The organism is Patescibacteria group bacterium (genome assembly GCA_041650895.1).
Taxonomy (GTDB): Bacteria; Patescibacteriota; Patescibacteriia; order 2-01-FULL-39-33; family 2-01-FULL-39-33; genus CAISTG01.
The window spans coordinates 315,797-331,571 of record JBAZKF010000001.1; the positions used below are offsets into that span (position 1 = coordinate 315,797).

The following is a 15,775-nucleotide window of genomic DNA, read 5'->3' on the forward strand; positions in this document are numbered from 1 at the left end:
CTTCAGTTAATTTATCCACTTTCTAATATCTTTAGCTGACAGTTTGGCATGCCGGAAAACCTGGCGACGTTTGGATAACGTTTGAGGCAGCATTTTAATCACTTCGATAATCGCTCTTAAATTTTTAATTTCAAAAATTAACAAATAACATAACTTCTTAAGTTCGTACCAAAGAATAAACGGCGAATAAATAATCAAATTAGAAAAAAATTCATTATCCGACAGCACTAAAAAGTGATTGCGATAGGAATAATAACGAGCCAGATCATTTTGCTGGCGGCGATTGGCGATTACCTCGCCAAAACGGTTCTTCTGCGCCGCCGGGAATGTCCGTAGATGATAGGCCACTGCCTCAGGAATGAATATTGATCTAAAGCCCTGTAAACGCAAACGCCAAGCCAAATCCACATCTTCCTTATAAAAGAAAAAATTACTATCCAAAAAATCACCGGTATAATGATACTTATCCTGAATAACGGCTTGCTCCAGCGATTCTTTACGCAATAATACCAAAGCCCCAGAATGGCCGAATACTTCTTGTGCCTGACTATATTCCCTGGCCGATTCACCCGCCCCTAATTCTACAAAACGATGATTTTTGAGGAATTTTAAACCGCAGGAGTCAATTATCTCGGTTTTTTCCATTTCGCCTATCTCCGCATCAACTAATTTCAATTTAAGTAGTTTACCGCCAAAACTGGCACAGTCATGATTTTGTTCTAATTCCGCTATTGCCATGATCTTTTCTAGCCAATCAGATTCCAGAATTATATCCGGGTTGCATAACAAAAAAAACGGCGACTTAATCAGTCTAATGCCTTGATTATTTGCCTTGGCAAAACCGGAATTTTTATTATTGACGAACATTCCGGCTTGCGGGTAGTTAGAGCGGACAAAATCAACCGTACCGTCATGGCTGTCATTATCAATCACTAAAACTTGAAAATCACGGTAAGTTTGGGCGTAAATAGAATCCAGACAAGACGCCATAAAACGTTGACTGTTTCGGGTAACGATAATTATAGTAACTTTAGGACTGGTCATGCTATTTGGTTATTTTTTTTTCCGTCACCCAAAAACCCAGGCGATATTTGCCGCCAAGTAAAAGGCGAGTCTGCGACTCTATGGCTGGAATAGAACCGAAAATAATCATAGTAACGGGAAACAACACCCATTGTAAAACCATTACCAACCAATTAAAAACCGACATGTGCTTAGGCCGTTCCGGCAGAATAAAAGTATACATAACCGCATTTAAAATCAAACCAACCATACCGATAGTCATTAAATTCTCTAAGGTGACCGGCGCATTCTGAACAAAGGCCGTGGCCTTATCCGTACCGGAAACCATAGCCAAAGGCAATCGACCGACAATTAAGATTAATATCGGCGCCGTCGCCCAGGAATACATACCTTCGACTTGTACCCAAAAATATCTCAAACGCACACGCAAAGGAATATTAGTATTTTTGTGAACGCCAAAAAAATGATCCCACATCCAGGGAAAATGCTCTACGCCCCAGGCCCAGCGCCGCATTTGTTTATATTGATTGCCTAACGATTGCCAAAATTTGCCAATATAAACCGTATCCATGGATACGGTGATAAACATAGGCACTACTTCATAGTCGCCATTATAACGATCAATGGCTTGCAGGCAGATGCGTGAATCCTCCGAAACAATTGTTTTTTCATGACCGCCGACATCAACAATCATTTTAAAACTCATAGAGTGACTAGAAAAAGTCAACAGGCGCTCCGGTCGCGACATATCAGTCAATAGCCAGAAAGTCGTGGCCGACGCCACTACACGAATAATCGGGTTAGATTCCCAAATATTATTATTATAAAGCACTAAAGGCTGATAACTGGCATGGGTCGGGTTGGGATGAATCAAATACTGATAAGTCAGATAAGCAAAGTACTGAGGATGGGGCAAGGTTTCGATATCAAAACAAGAAACAATGACATTTTCGTAAGGAATTTTTTCTTCATCAATATACTCTTTGAGGCGCTCTTCTTGATAATGGACATTACTGCCCTTGCCCGGCAATTCATCTGGTCGGCGAGGGTGTACTGTAATCATTAATTTCCTGAATTTATCCGCATATTTAGCTTCTATTTTAGCGGCTATACCCAAAAAATTCTCTTTATCTCCCTCTTCTCCGCCCAAAACAATGATCATCTTTTCTTTGGGATAGTCACACTTAAGCAATGTCTCAAAGGTTCTTTCAATAACTCCGTACGGTTCCTTATAGGTCGGTAAAGTGACGATATGCCAATAGTCAAGGTAATTTTTGGGCAATTTTTTAACTCGCTCCAACCAGTCCTTCTTGATATTTTTCCGGAATTTAATCCAAGAAGAAATCAGCCACCATAACATATAAAATAAACGAACAATCCAATAAACGGAGAAAATCAAAATAAAATAAACCGCCCAAAGCGGCTTAATTAACGATAATGTTATAGCAGCAACAAAAGTCAACCAGACGATGGCAGCAGGAAAAATTTCCGATAAACGCTGTTTAGCGGCTTCTTTCATATATTAAATCATAACATAAAACGACAAAAAAAATCAAGTATGCAAAAACGCCCATTAACAGGCGTCTGGTTTAACATTTAACTTTAAAAGGCGGGGTTATTCGCCTTGTTTTTATGAAATATCAAATGTCATGAGCGATACTTCATTATAACGTCCTTTTATATAATCATTTGATTAAACCCAAGAATTGTCGTTCAGTCATAATCTTCACTCCCAGCTTCTGCGCTTTGCCAAATTTAGATCCGGGGTTTTCTCCGGCCACGACATAATCAGTATTTTTACTGACCGAAGATGAAACATCACCGCCTAAAGAACGCACTTTTTCTTTGGCTTCAGCGCGAGAAAAATTATCCAATTCACCGGTCAAAACAAAAGTTAAACCCTTAAGTCTGCCGGCAAGCCTCTTTTCCGGATTATTTACTTTAACGCCATTATCCAATAAATCATTGATCAATTTGAGATTTATTTTATCTTCAAACCATTCTTTAATACTGAGGGCAACCTTAGGACCAACATCATCAGTCTGCCGTAAATCATCAAGGGTGGCGGTTTTTAACTTGTCAATATTACCGAAAGCTTCAGCCAAAGCAATAGCTGTTTCCTCACCGACATGACGGATACCTAGAGCATAAATGAATTTAGCTAAAGGAACGTCCTTGGCCTTATATATGGCAGTAACCAAATTAGACGCGGATTTCTCCGCAAATCTTTCAAGCGGCGCTAAATCTTCTTCAGTCAATTTGAATAAATCAGCCGGCGTTTTGACTAAATCGGCTTTTTGCAGTTGTTCTAAAATCTTTGGTCCCAAACCGATAATATCAAAAGCGGTGCGGGACACAAAGTGACTCAACTCCTCTATCTGCTGGGCATAGCATTTTTTATTGGTACAATAATAAGCCACTTCACCTTCATTCTTTACAACCGACGAACCGCAAACCGGACATTTGTCGGGCATAACAAATTTCTTCTCCTTGCCACTGCGCATTTTAGGCAATATCTGAATAATGTCAGGAATAATATCCCCGGCTTTCTGCAGAACCACAGTATCGCCTATCCGAACATCCAAACGCCTGACTTCATCCGCATTATGCAATGTAGCGCGTTTAACCACAGTACCAGCTAATGGCACTGGTCGTAGATGAGCCACGGGAGTTAAAACGCCTGTTCGGCCAACCTGGACATCGATATCTTCCACCACAGTTGTAACCTGTTCGGCGGGAAACTTATAAGCGGCGGCCCAGCGCACCAACTTGGCCGTGCGACCTAACCGTTCTTGTAATTTTAAATCATTGACTTTCAAAACAATGCCGTCAATTTCATAAGGCAGCGGTTCCCGATGCTTATGCCAATACTGAAAATATTTAACTGTTTCGCCAATGTTTTTGACTACCTTCCAATGTGGATTAACCTTAAGCCCCAATTTGGCCATCTTTTCCATGATATCACCTTGGGTTTTAAGGCCATATCTCAATGGCTCGTAAATCGTCCACATAAACGTATCCAATTCACGGTCAGCCGCCACTTGCGGATCAAGTTGACGTACCGTGCCGGCCGCAGCATTACGCGGGTTGGCAAACGGCGCTTCACCTTTTTTCCCTTGTTCCTTATTGACCTTAGCTAATGCTTTTTTAGACATATACACCTCGCCGCCGATTTCCATATCAATAGCCTCCTCTAACCTTAGAGGCACACTGCCGATTGTCCTAATGGCGTGCGTCACCACTTCTCCGGTTATGCCGTCACCACGAGTTACGCCCCTGGATAACAGCCCTTGGCTATAAATGAAAGATAAATTCAAACCGTCAATCTTAAGTTCGCAACAATATTCAATATCCTTGTCTTCCGGCCAACCCAAAAATCTTTTAACTTTTAAATCAAATTCCTTGACTTCTTCAAAAGAAAACAAATCGTCAAAAGACCATTTGGGGATCTTATGGCGATATTTTTCAAACTTACCTAAAGCCTTGCCGCCAATACGCTGAGTCGGCGAATCCTTAGTGATCAAATCGGGGTACTGCTTTTCTAACTTCTCTAATTCATCTTTAAGGGAATCGCGCGCCGCGTCAGAAACAATCGGCTTATCCAAAACATAATAAGCATAGTCTATCTCCTTCATTTGCTTCTTGATCTTGTCTACTCTTTTTTTCGCTTCTGCCCTGTTCATAATTATTCTTTCGTTATATCATTTTCTGAAAATAACACAAAACCGAATAAGCCGGAAAGCGGATCTAATGGCGGGATATGAGCGACGATTATCTGTCGATTATTATTGAATATCCCCCGTGATTTCAAAGTCAAATTAGTCACACCGTAAGTTGAGGTGGTTAGACAATCCGCATCGGAATAAGCGATAACAGATAAATGGTCTACGTCATCAGTTTCTATTTCACCCAAAGCCTTAAGTTCTACCACGTAATCAACTGGATTAGGCAGGGTAGCCTCACAATTATTGCTATTAATATCGCAATCACGGAAATTATAGCAAAAAGTGACGGCATCGGATGAATCATCGGTTATAATGGAATTATCCTCGGCATAATACACTAAGGTCTGCAACGTCTGTTCGTTTTGATAAAATTGGGGCATTAATTGGTTTATAGCAACTTGCATCTTGAGATTGGGAGAAGCTGCCAATGATCTGTACCACCTCAAACCAAAACTCTTCGGGTCGCTATTTTGGGCTTGGCGATTGAGAAAATATAGTTTAACGCTTTCACCATTAACTAAACGCTGACGAAAAAAATTCTTTTCAAAGTCAGATGATTCGTTAATATCCCACTCCGCGTTATTAGTTAAAGAAAAAACTCCATCTTCATTAACTGTGGACTGGCTATAAATATTACGCAAAGCCGAAGTTGAAGAAGCGGCTTCTTGTTTTTTAATAATATACAAAGAGCGCTCCACGCCGGCATCAGCCGCGTAATAGGCCACTGTAGAATTATCAATGGCTCGCGCCTTTTTGATATCTAACAAAATAAAATAAAAAAAACTTAGGGCGACGGATAAAAGCACACCTAGAAGTATCAAGGTGAAGACTATAATGACGCCACGTTCATCTTGTCGGCATTGATTAATCATAATTAACGGTAAACCTTGGAAGAAATAGTGGTTTGCAATCGCAGCTCCTTGCGATAGCGATCCGGTACGTTCTTATTATAAATCGTCATAAGTAAAGTGATTTTCGGTTGATAAATATAATCATCGGTCGTAACATTGGCATAGGGATCATAAATCGGGCTAACAATGAACTGCAAATTACTTACGCCGACGTCAGAGGCATTTAAGGAAGCAAAAACAGTGCTGTCAGGGCTAATGGTGGTAATGAAGATCTTAGCCATAAAATCTTCCGGATCATAGGCTAATTGCCAAACCTCTCCGGCTTCATCCTTTTTGAATATCAATCTATCAACCTTACCATCAATAGGCGGCAAAGTTCTTTCATAATCCAACTCCCGACCGCGGACTTCCCGACCTATCTTTTCAATCATATACCGGCCGTCATTTTGCAATTTCTCCATGTTAGCGGTTTGCTGTTGAAGATTATTGACATTAATAAAGATTCCACCAACCAAAACTGAAGTGATAGCAAACAAACCGGCAGTAATTAACATCTCTACCAGGGTAAATCCTTGATTACGAATTAGCTTTGATTTCATAGATTAACGCCAATTAAACAATTGATCTTCTACGGTAAGCTGGCGCGGTTGGCCGGAATAAGTCCAGATAACGCGGGAATTGATATTAATACCAATTTTAAGGGTATTATTAGGGCAACCGCCATCATCTGCTGGGGAGGAATAAGTCGTATCATCGCATTTTAAATCCTCAGGATTATTGTCGTTGCAACAAATGGAAGTCAATGTGATAAGACGAGAAAAGAAAGAAGTATCATCCGATACTTGAGCTGAATAATAACCATCGGCATCATAAAACAGCTTACCGGACTGATTGGCTGTAACCTCAGACAAACCGCCCTTATAATCAACGGTATAAACGCCATCTCCCAGTCCCCTATCCCATAACCATAGATAAGTTTCATCAGGAATATTTCTAGCCATTCTCAACCAGTTACTATCACGAATGTTCTTAGTTATTTCCACTCCCTCACGCGCCAGATTAGCTGCCACGATACGCATTTCCGACTCTTTTACCGCATTAAAATTAACTAGAAATAAAAACCAAACGGAAAATAAACCGATAGTTATAACGGCGATGGAAACAATCAATTCAATCAGGCTTTGTCCTGATTGGTTATCTCTTAATCTCATCATAAACTAAGGGCAATTGCCTTTAATTTCTTCAACTTTACCGGAGATACTATTAACTTGGACACAAAAAGCATTTGAGCTATTGCTGATTTCTATTTTAGCCTCGCTGGGATTGCCATCACCGGATAATGTCATACGCCCCCGAGGTACGGCAAAAGAAATTGACAATTGGTTACTAGCTTCATTTTTAATAGCAACTCTTACCCCCTCTAAATTCTTCTTGACTACTTGTTGATTCGGATCTCGGCCGCTGACTTCATAAAAACAATCAGCTTGGCAATTACTAATAGTGAAAACAAACTGTTGGGAATAAATATTACTCGGACCACTGCCGGCCAAAGAAAAATTACGCGCCTGGTCAATACCGACCAAAACCAAATCCGCCTGCTCTTTCAGTAAGCGAATTTTCTCATCATTAGTAAAACTGACTACCATAAAAGAAGAAAGCATCGTAAAAATAGCGATGGCAATAAGTAACTCAATTAAGGTGAAACCTTTCTGTAATTTATGTCGAGGCATACATTATAATAATAGACCGAGATACCAGTTGATTATTCTTTCGCCCCAAAATAGGGCGACTAAAGTGCCCAAAGCCAGAAAAGTGCCGAAAGCGACGGGCGTTTTGGCTTTGGCTTTGCCTGAAATTAACAATACAACAGAGACTATAGCGCCAACAATATAAGCAACCAGCAGGGCGACTATTAGAAGCGGCCAGCCTAAAACCGCGCCCATTAAAGCACCCAAGCGCAGATCACCGCCGCCGATCCATCGGCCGGAAGAAACCAAGTATTGCAAACCAAAAAAACCAAAACCAACTAGAACAGCAAAAATTAAAAGCCACAAGTTACTGCCTAAAAGCAAACTAAAAATAAACAACAAAATAATAGCGGGAATAGTTACCTGATCAGGAATTAGTTGCCAACGCAAATCATAAACGAAAACGATAATCAGGATTGAAACCAATATTATGTCCCTAAGAAAAACTAACAACTGAGGATGGAGAATATAGGCTAAAACAAAAAGCAATCCGCCAGCTAATTCCACAATAGGGTATTGCCAGGAGATTGGTTGTCGGCAATACCGGCAACGACCGCGCAACAAAATAAAACTTAACAGCGGCACTAAATCTTTTGGCTGTAATCCAGCTTGGCAGTGCGGGCACTTTGACCGGCCAAAAACAATCGGTTCGCCGGAATGCAGACGCCAAACAACGACATTAAGGAAACTGCCGATGACTAACCCGATAATAAAAATAAATAAAATCATTTCACGCCGTTTTTAGTCCAAATATAACCGCCGGCCTTGAGACCGCCGATGCCACGTTCTAAATAAAAATTAATCTCATAATCGTTTTCACCCAAGGCGCCGACCAAATACTTATAATTGCCCCGGTTAACGGGATCAAGCGGAGTGGTTCGATTATTAAAGCACTGGCTGACAACCATGCCGGGATTACAATTGACAACTTGATAAGTATTATACTTAGAAAAGTATTCGGCCATAATATCTTGCCAGACTTTTAAACCTTTAAGACGTTCAAAGTCCCGCGCTTGACCGCTATAAAACCAAACAGCCAAACCGGTAAAAACCAGCCCCAAGATTAGCAACATGGAATAAACAATGATTTTATAAGATAATCGTCGCATAAGTTATATTTACCCTAATATTATACCATAATTAAAGAGACAAAAAAACCCTCCCGTTGAATCGGGAGGGTTTAATTCAAATCTTAATTAGCATTACATTGTCCGGCTGCAGCAGGCACGGCTGAATTCAATCCTCTAAAGCCATTAGTATCAGCGCAGAAATAGGAGTCGCTGGTACATAGTTGAGCATAATAAGCAACAACAGATGCCGTAGTGGAGGGCGAAGCGGTCCAACTGACCTTACCGGCGGCAGTGCAAGGATAAGTGCCCAATTTTGCGATAACAGAATCCCTATAAGTATCAGAGTCAACGCTTTCGCCGTTAGCTCTGGCAATTTCTGTCTGAGTAGAAGCAGTAGCAACATTAGATTGAACCTTAGCGTCATTAGCTTTGTTTCTAGCGTCCTGTAAATAAACAATAGCGACCGAGGACAAGATGCCGATAATGGCAATAACCACTAATAATTCAATTAAAGTAAAACCTTTCTTATTCATAGGTTTATATTTTATATTTAACGTTTTAATTTCACTCGCGAGTGAATAAAATTAAACTGCTTCTAAGCTTTTTCCTCGACCTTTTCCCTTAATAAATGGGTTATCTAGCTTATCCACAGCTATTTTATAACATAATTATAGCACAAAAAATGATAAAAAAACAGGAAATACACGCTATTAGTAAAACCTAGAAGGCCGACGACAATTGCCACATCGGCAACATAACAGCAATAACGAACAGAGCCACGGCGATTCCCAGGACAATCATAATGATCGGCTCAATCAAGTTAGACAAATTCCGAACTGAATTGTCTATCTCTTTAGAATAAAAATCTGAGGCTTTATCCAATACTTCTTCCAACTTTCCCGACTCCTCGCCGATACTGATCATATTAGCCACGATTTGGGGTAGATAAGGGCTAGCGGCCAAACTTTCAGAAATCTGATTACCTTCATTAACGCTCGCAATCGCATCATTAATCATTTCTTCAAACAATTTATTATCAACAACCTCCTTAACCACAGCCAATCCTTGGGCGATAGGAACGCCGCCTTTAATAAGCGTGGCGAAGCTTTGAGTAAAACGCACGATGTAAATATCTTTAAAAATAGCACCAAAAATTGGAATCTTAAGTTTTACCCAATCCAAGAAACGTCTACCCTCCGGCGTCTGCCGGCCAACAAAAAATATGATCAATAAACCGATAGTTAAAAGTACCACCAACCACCAAAAATTCCTTAAAAAATTAGCCAGATTCATCATTAATCTGGTGATTAACGGAATTTGAGCGCCTGACTCCACCAACATTTTAGTAATACTGGGAATAACAAAAGCCACGACAATAAAACCCACCACACCCAGGACCAAGACAATCATAGCTGGATAAATCATCGCACCTCTAACCTTGGATTCCAAATCATAATCTTTCTCTTTTTGGTCAGCCAAATAATTCATTACTTCAGACAATCGTCCCGAAGTTTCACCGGAACGCATGATGTTGGCATAAAATTTAGTAAAAACGTCTGGATAAATTTCCAAAGCTGAGGAAAAGCTTGACCCACCCTCCACTTCGTCTGCCACTTTGTCAATTACGTTACGTAAGTAGTCATTCTTGGTTTGTCGGACCAAAATACGCAAACCCCGAACTAATGGAATGTTGGCTTCCACCATTACCGCCAACTGACGAAAGAATATGACTAAATCTTTACTACTAACTCGTTTAAAAAATAAAAATTTCTGCCAATACCAAACACTTAAAGTGGCTTGAGGACGAATATCAATAATGGCCAACTTTTTATCCAACAAAAAATTGGCTACGGCTTCGGCAGAAACCGCATCCATGGCTGCTTCAACGATATTGCCTCGGCGATCCTTAGTCTTATACTTGTATATCGGCATGATTGATAAAAATTAATTTTTCCCCAAACCTTTAGGATCCGGAGAATGTTCCTGCGCCTCCTCGTAAGTAATCAGATTAGCCCTTAACGCCTCGCCCAAGGCCTGATTAAAAGATATCATACCCTCACGGCGCGAGGTGGCAATAATATTGTCTAATTGGTTAAGATTGCCGCTGGCAATAGTCGCTCTAACTGTGTCATTAACCAAAAGAATTTCGCAAACCGGGACTACTCCACCGCCGATTTTGGGTAAGAGCTTCTGACAAACCACAGCTTTCAAGGCGCCGGACAATAAATCACGGATACGATCCTGATCAAAAGCCGGAAAATAATCAAGAATTGCAGTTAACGACCTGGCGCAAGTATCAGCGGCCATAGTAGTAATCACTAAAGCGCTACCACGAGCTATTTCTAAAACCGGCGGAATAATAGAGGCGCTGTTTAACTGTTCTAAGAACAATACATCGCCGCTTTCTTCTTGAAAATATTTTAGGGCATCAGCATAACTATTAGTATCCTGTCCCACTTGACGTTGCTCAATAACGCTTTTTTTATTGGCAAAAATGTATTCAATCGGATCTTCAATAGTGATAATATACTTCTTGCGACTGACATTTATCTCTTCGATCATAGAGGCTGCGGTAGAAGTACGACCAGAACCAAAGGCGCCGGAAACAATAACCAATCCTCGATTTAACTTAATTAGTTCCTTGACTGCCGCCGGCATACCCAACTGACTTAAAGTAACAATCGTTACTGGCACATAACGAAAAGTAGAAGACAAAAAACCCTTCTGATAGAACAAATTTATCTTAAAACGAAGATTCTTATCAAAGTTATACGTTAATATTATTTCCCTCTCCTTGGCCAGCTTTTCCCGCTGTAGTGGCGTTAGTAATGCCTCAGCCAGTTTAATCATGAATTCTGCCGTAATAACACCCTTATCCTCAAGATAACGCAATTCACCGTTAACTTTTATAATCGGAAAATGGCCGACGGTAAAATGCCAATCGGAAGCGCTAGCTGTTATTCCTTCTGTTAATACCTGCCTTAAAAACAAATCCTGACTGGTATCCATAGTTAAGCAATTAACTTTTTAATCTTCTCCACTACTTCGGACGGCATAAAGTGCGCCTTAATCAAATAATCTTTGGCACCCAACTTTAATCCCTTTTCCACATCAGATTTTTGGCTTAGGTTAGTCAAAAGAATAACCGGGATTTTCTCCAGTTTACTATCAGCTTTAAGCGACTTAAGGATGTCAAATCCGCTCATCTTGGGCAAAACCAAATCCAATAAAATTATGTCCGGCGAACCTTTCTTGGCTGTTTCCCAGCCCCTTTCTCCATCATAAGCCACAGTTACTTTAAATCCTTCCAGGGCAAATTTGGTTTTATACAAATCAGCCAGAAAAACATCGTCCTCCACAATAAGAATGTTTATTTTCTTGTCTTTCATAAAATCAATTTAGTTGATAATTAAATTACATTTATGTTACTTGCATCACTTCTTCGATCGTGGTCAAGCCCATCATTGATTTCATTATACCGTCCTGCATTAAGGTGACAAAATTCTGTTTCTTTAACTCCGCCATAACCACCTCGTTAGAAAAATTCTCTTTGGCGATAATATTTCGCAATTCCGGAGTAATAGAGATAATTTCACTAATCACTGTCCGACCGGCAAAACCGCTCTTACCGCAAAGATCACAGCCAACTGCCCGATAGAACTTGACTTGTGGCACATACTGCTTAAGCAATTCTGGCGGAATCTGTTTAATTTCGCCTTCTACTTGTTTAAGTAATGGCCCAGGCAACGACACTTCTTGACGGCAACTGGGGCAGACTTTCCTGACTAAACGTTGCGCCATGATTAAATTAAGCGTGGAAGACAGCAAAAATGGCTCGGCTTTCATATCAATCATGCGTGGAATAGCGCCCCAAGCATTGTTAGTATGCAAAGTAGAAAAAACCAAGTGCCCGGTCAACCCGGCATGAATGACTAATTCGGCTGTTTCACTGTCACGAATTTCTCCCACCATGATAATATTGGGGTCTTGACGCAAAATCGCCCTCAAACCGGAAGCAAAAGTAAAACCAACATCCGGATTTATTTGAGATTGATTAATGCCGGCGATAGAATATTCTATCGGATCCTCCAAGGTAGTAACATTACTGTTTTCTGTTTTGATTTGGTTCAAAATGGAATATAAGGTTGTCGTTTTGCCTGAACCGGTCGGACCGGTTAAAAGTATCAGACCAAACGGCTTGTTGGCATTCTGGTTTAAAATTTCTATTTCATTATCAAGAAAACCAAGCTGGGCCAAATTAGGAACGCCGGCGGAAGTGTCCAAAACGCGAATTACCACTTTCTCTGAATTAAGCATGGGCAGAACGGAAATACGCAAATCCACTTCCTGACCATCTATTTGCGAACGAATACGCCCATCTTGAGGTAGGCGCGTTTCATCCAGTTTTAAATTAGCCATGACCTTGATACGCGAAACTACGGCATTATGAATATAAGCCGGCAAAGTCAGCGAGGTGTGCAAGATACCATCCACGCGATAACGCACCCGGCTTTCATTACGACCCGGCTCAATATGAATATCTGAAGCGTTGCCCTCAATGCCATGACGAATAATAACGGAGACGATTTTGGCTACGGGGGCGGCTTTTATTTTTTCTTCCAGGGCGGCTCCACCTTCCAATACCACTCCCTCCTCTTTCTCCGCATATTTCTCTTCCGCCGATTGTAAGGCGGTGCCTATTTCCTTAGTAAAACCGCTGTAACTTTTAATAAAACGACGAAAATCTTCTAATAAGATTACAAAGTAACTAACCTGAAAACCGGAAGTCTTAGACCAAAATTCAATCGCTTCATTAGCCATAAAGTCACCTGGATCAACCAAACCGACGCTGACTTTCTTGCCTTCCTGTGCAAATGCAATCGCTTTATAATTTTCTGCCACTTTCTGAGATAGCAAATTAAGAGTTTCCGACTTAATCTGGCTGGTTGCCAGGTCAGCCACCGGTAAATTAAATACCTCGCCTTTTATCTTAAGCAGATCATTACGATTAAAGACATTCCGATCCATTAATTCCTCTTCAATCATCTTTTTACCCCTATTCGCCGCAATCAAAACTTCTTCTAAGATAGACAGATTGACCAGATTATGGCTGGCCAGATAATTCTTCATTTTTTCGTTGTATTGGATATCGGGCATAAATTTTATTCCCCCAATTCGCGACACTGCGCGGTTGAAGTATTAACAATAGCATTAACATCGGCTGTTTTGCGCTCAAACGGATTACCGCGACCGGAGCTTAATTCGACTCCGACGATCGGCCAATCACTGCATTGATTCAACTGTTTAACATCGGGAAAAATGTCGCGATTTATTTTAACGAATTGACTGCCCAAATTAACCACATTCTGTTCTTGCAATAAAGAAAAGGGCCAAAATTTCTGCCAATAAGCCAAGGCGCCATAAAGAATAATGATCAAAATGACCAACAAAACATACAGGCGCGTAGATGATTTTTTTTCTATCTTATCCATAAATTAAGGCCGATAATAAGTCACCAGGGAAATATTATAAGATTTACCGTCATCAGTAACGCTAATGGAATTGATATCGGCAACAATCGCTGATTTTTCTAAAAGACTCAAAAACAGTTTAAAAGAATCATAATTACCGCCGACTAATTGTAACTTGATTAGCATTTTTTGTACGCCGGCCGCCGTAATCGGAGTATTAGGTAAGGCACTAACGCTGTCACTAAAAGACAAGCTGCTAGCCACAAATCCGGCGCGCTTAGCCAAATTGGTAAAATGCACGATCATACTGGGGGTATCCGGCGCCGAGGGCAAAACTAAAGACAGCAAGCGTTTCTCTTCCGTTGTCAATTCAACTATTTGAGAAGCGTTCTTTTGCGACTCATCTAATTGAAAATTAGCAATAGAAATTTTTTCTTGCAAACCGGCTAATATTTGCCGGCTATCATTATAATTCGCCAATTGTTTGTTTAGAACCAATAGATAACCAAAAATAACCACCAAAACAGCGATTGAAAACAGCCAAAAACGCTCATACTTACTCCAAATATCAATAATAGTTTTTTTATAGCTTAAATCGGGCATAAATTATTTAATCAAACGACGGAAAACACCGTCAGCTAGAGTTAGACGTAAAAGAAAATCAACACCAGTAACTCCAGCCTTGGGATCGGTAGAAACCTGCATGCTAGCAGTTCTGGCATCTTTGACAAAGTCATTAGCGCTCTTTAATGCTACAAGTTGCCGAGCTAATGTTTCATAGTTATCAGCTGTAGCAGGCAAAGAAATAAGTCCGGCGATGTCAGCCTTAAATTCCTTAAAATATACTCCGTCCAAAGTATATTTTTCCAATAATACAAAAAACTTACTCCAATAAATACGATTATCTAATATTTTTTTAAGGGTAATAACGCGATTAGCCGTATCATTATTTATTCTAGCTCTTTCGTTATAATCACCGATGCTCTTCTGTAATTGGGTCAGTTCATTACGGTTGGTTGATATTTTCTGACTGATATTGCCCTGTAACCAGCTCATGCCCGAATAACATAAAAAAATCACTACTGCCGGTAAAATCATTGCCATAACTATCCGCAACCAATTAATGCCTCCCGCCTTCCCTTTTAATAACTCTGATGGTATTAGATTAATGTAAGTATGGCGATTATGTGTGATTGGCTCCGTCGTATGGTAACCGCCTGATTTGTCATGTTTATGCTTTTTATCCTTCTTGACTGGTTCAATCTTGCTGTCGGCAACTTTATCCATCCGCTCTTTAATCGGCTGAATCGAGGCGCTTTCTAATTCTGCTTTTTCTTCCTTAGGTTTAACCGATACTAAAGGAGCTGATGCTAAAGGCGCTGTTGTCTCCAATGTTCTAGCCAAATTAATCTTGGGCTCAGATTTATTGGAGCGCGAAAACAAAGAAGCTAATATTCTCCACCAACTATTTTTCTGGGTCTGTAGTAGATTATCTGGTGATGACGCAACGACTCGGGAGACGGACCGGGATTCCGGTTGCCCCTGCTTTTTATAATTAACTGACTCTGTCAATCCCCTTGATGCCTGTCGCTGAAAATTAATTTGGCCGACTTCTCCGCCAACCGGCAAATTAACCGGCGCTGAAGATTTGAAGGTTGGCAAAGCAATTGCCTGATTGCCACTGATCGGCACCTGAGAACGAGATGAAGAAACAATTGGCGAAACCGGCTTACCGAACATCCTCTTTAACCAACCAGACTTTTCCAATTTTGTCTCCTCCGGATTAGTCAGATTAATATCAAAGCTTAGCGTTCGATTGGATCGCCGCCTTTGCTCTTCGTTTTCTTTTTTCCTTAACTCTTCCGGAAGCAAATTAACATCTGACAT

17 protein-coding genes are annotated in these 15,775 nt (G+C 40.5%); all 17 read right to left on the bottom strand.

Annotated elements, in window-relative coordinates:
* Positions 1-6: 6 nt before the first annotated feature.
* The 17 genes from WC473_01585 to WC473_01665 all read right to left on the bottom strand — a co-directional run bounded on the left by WC473_01585 (position 7) and on the right by WC473_01665 (position 15,775).
* Positions 7-1,044, bottom strand: coding sequence for a glycosyltransferase family 2 protein (locus WC473_01585; GenBank protein MFA5124506.1), 1,038 nt, complete (start codon positions 1,042-1,044; stop codon positions 7-9).
* A 1-nt stretch (position 1,045) separates the two neighbouring features.
* Complete coding sequence (locus tag WC473_01590) at positions 1,046-2,542, bottom strand: glycosyltransferase family 2 protein (protein ID MFA5124507.1); 1,497 nt, start codon at positions 2,540-2,542, stop codon at positions 1,046-1,048.
* Positions 2,543-2,708: 166 nt separating this feature from the next.
* Positions 2,709-4,706 carry an NAD-dependent DNA ligase LigA gene (ligA, locus tag WC473_01595; protein MFA5124508.1) on the bottom strand — a complete coding sequence of 666 codons (1,998 nt, stop codon included), beginning with the start codon at positions 4,704-4,706 and terminating at the stop codon, positions 2,709-2,711.
* 2 nt (positions 4,707-4,708) lie between these two features.
* Positions 4,709-5,620, bottom strand: coding sequence for a hypothetical protein (locus tag WC473_01600; protein ID MFA5124509.1), 912 nt, complete (start codon positions 5,618-5,620; stop codon positions 4,709-4,711).
* Between the two features lie 2 nt (positions 5,621-5,622).
* Positions 5,623-6,198 (bottom strand): prepilin-type N-terminal cleavage/methylation domain-containing protein, encoded by a 576-nt coding sequence (locus tag WC473_01605; GenBank protein MFA5124510.1) that lies wholly within the window; start codon positions 6,196-6,198, stop codon positions 5,623-5,625.
* 3 nt (positions 6,199-6,201) lie between these two features.
* Positions 6,202-6,813, bottom strand: a complete 612-nt coding sequence (locus tag WC473_01610; protein MFA5124511.1) for a prepilin-type N-terminal cleavage/methylation domain-containing protein — start codon at positions 6,811-6,813, stop codon at positions 6,202-6,204.
* A 3-nt stretch (positions 6,814-6,816) separates the two neighbouring features.
* Positions 6,817-7,329 carry a prepilin-type N-terminal cleavage/methylation domain-containing protein gene (locus WC473_01615; protein MFA5124512.1) on the bottom strand — a complete coding sequence of 171 codons (513 nt, stop codon included), beginning with the start codon at positions 7,327-7,329 and terminating at the stop codon, positions 6,817-6,819.
* Positions 7,330-7,332: 3 nt separating this feature from the next.
* A complete protein-coding gene (locus WC473_01620; GenBank protein ID MFA5124513.1) occupies positions 7,333-8,076 on the bottom strand; it encodes a prepilin peptidase in 744 nt (247 codons plus the stop codon).
* Positions 8,073-8,456 (bottom strand): hypothetical protein, encoded by a 384-nt coding sequence (locus WC473_01625; protein MFA5124514.1) that lies wholly within the window; start codon positions 8,454-8,456, stop codon positions 8,073-8,075. Before WC473_01625 ends, WC473_01620 begins: the two co-directional genes overlap by 4 nt.
* An 83-nt stretch (positions 8,457-8,539) precedes the next feature.
* The gene (locus WC473_01630) at positions 8,540-8,950 is read right to left on the bottom strand and encodes a type II secretion system protein (protein ID MFA5124515.1); all 411 of its coding nucleotides are present in this window, start codon (positions 8,948-8,950) and stop codon (positions 8,540-8,542) included.
* Positions 8,951-9,137: 187 nt separating this feature from the next.
* Complete coding sequence (locus WC473_01635; GenBank protein ID MFA5124516.1) at positions 9,138-10,349, bottom strand: type II secretion system F family protein; 1,212 nt, start codon at positions 10,347-10,349, stop codon at positions 9,138-9,140.
* A gap of 12 nt (positions 10,350-10,361) precedes the next feature.
* Positions 10,362-11,426 carry an ATPase, T2SS/T4P/T4SS family gene (locus WC473_01640; GenBank protein MFA5124517.1) on the bottom strand — a complete coding sequence of 355 codons (1,065 nt, stop codon included), beginning with the start codon at positions 11,424-11,426 and terminating at the stop codon, positions 10,362-10,364.
* A 2-nt stretch (positions 11,427-11,428) separates the two neighbouring features.
* Positions 11,429-11,806: a response regulator gene (locus tag WC473_01645; GenBank protein MFA5124518.1), complete on the bottom strand. Its 378-nt coding sequence runs from the start codon at positions 11,804-11,806 to the stop codon at positions 11,429-11,431.
* A gap of 31 nt (positions 11,807-11,837) precedes the next feature.
* Entirely contained in the window at positions 11,838-13,574 is a 1,737-nt protein-coding gene (locus WC473_01650; GenBank protein MFA5124519.1) for a GspE/PulE family protein, read from the bottom strand.
* 5 nt (positions 13,575-13,579) lie between these two features.
* The gene (locus WC473_01655) at positions 13,580-13,909 is read right to left on the bottom strand and encodes a hypothetical protein (protein ID MFA5124520.1); all 330 of its coding nucleotides are present in this window, start codon (positions 13,907-13,909) and stop codon (positions 13,580-13,582) included.
* A gap of 3 nt (positions 13,910-13,912) precedes the next feature.
* Positions 13,913-14,491, bottom strand: a complete 579-nt coding sequence (locus WC473_01660; protein ID MFA5124521.1) for a hypothetical protein — start codon at positions 14,489-14,491, stop codon at positions 13,913-13,915.
* 3 nt (positions 14,492-14,494) lie between these two features.
* Positions 14,495-15,775, bottom strand: a complete 1,281-nt coding sequence (locus WC473_01665) for a hypothetical protein (protein MFA5124522.1) — start codon at positions 15,773-15,775, stop codon at positions 14,495-14,497.

Excerpts from the sequence above, each read along its gene's own strand:
- WC473_01585 (MFA5124506.1), bottom strand. The coding sequence starts at position 1,044 with ATGACCAGTCCTAAAGTTACTATAATTATCGTTACCCGAAACAGTCAA.
- WC473_01590 (MFA5124507.1), bottom strand. The coding sequence starts at position 2,542 with ATGAAAGAAGCCGCTAAACAGCGTTTATCGGAAATTTTTCCTGCTGCC.
- ligA (MFA5124508.1), bottom strand. The coding sequence starts at position 4,706 with ATGAACAGGGCAGAAGCGAAAAAAAGAGTAGACAAGATCAAGAAGCAA.
- WC473_01600 (MFA5124509.1), bottom strand. The coding sequence starts at position 5,620 with ATGATTAATCAATGCCGACAAGATGAACGTGGCGTCATTATAGTCTTC.
- WC473_01605 (MFA5124510.1), bottom strand. The coding sequence starts at position 6,198 with ATGAAATCAAAGCTAATTCGTAATCAAGGATTTACCCTGGTAGAGATG.
- WC473_01610 (MFA5124511.1), bottom strand. The coding sequence starts at position 6,813 with ATGATGAGATTAAGAGATAACCAATCAGGACAAAGCCTGATTGAATTG.
- WC473_01615 (MFA5124512.1), bottom strand. The coding sequence starts at position 7,329 with ATGCCTCGACATAAATTACAGAAAGGTTTCACCTTAATTGAGTTACTT.
- WC473_01620 (MFA5124513.1), bottom strand. The coding sequence starts at position 8,076 with ATGATTTTATTTATTTTTATTATCGGGTTAGTCATCGGCAGTTTCCTT.
- WC473_01625 (MFA5124514.1), bottom strand. The coding sequence starts at position 8,456 with ATGCGACGATTATCTTATAAAATCATTGTTTATTCCATGTTGCTAATC.
- WC473_01630 (MFA5124515.1), bottom strand. The coding sequence starts at position 8,950 with ATGAATAAGAAAGGTTTTACTTTAATTGAATTATTAGTGGTTATTGCC.
- WC473_01635 (MFA5124516.1), bottom strand. The coding sequence starts at position 10,349 with ATGCCGATATACAAGTATAAGACTAAGGATCGCCGAGGCAATATCGTT.
- WC473_01640 (MFA5124517.1), bottom strand. The coding sequence starts at position 11,426 with ATGGATACCAGTCAGGATTTGTTTTTAAGGCAGGTATTAACAGAAGGA.
- WC473_01645 (MFA5124518.1), bottom strand. The coding sequence starts at position 11,806 with ATGAAAGACAAGAAAATAAACATTCTTATTGTGGAGGACGATGTTTTT.
- WC473_01650 (MFA5124519.1), bottom strand. The coding sequence starts at position 13,574 with ATGCCCGATATCCAATACAACGAAAAAATGAAGAATTATCTGGCCAGC.
- WC473_01655 (MFA5124520.1), bottom strand. The coding sequence starts at position 13,909 with ATGGATAAGATAGAAAAAAAATCATCTACGCGCCTGTATGTTTTGTTG.
- WC473_01660 (MFA5124521.1), bottom strand. The coding sequence starts at position 14,491 with ATGCCCGATTTAAGCTATAAAAAAACTATTATTGATATTTGGAGTAAG.
- WC473_01665 (MFA5124522.1), bottom strand. The coding sequence starts at position 15,775 with ATGTCAGATGTTAATTTGCTTCCGGAAGAGTTAAGGAAAAAAGAAAAC.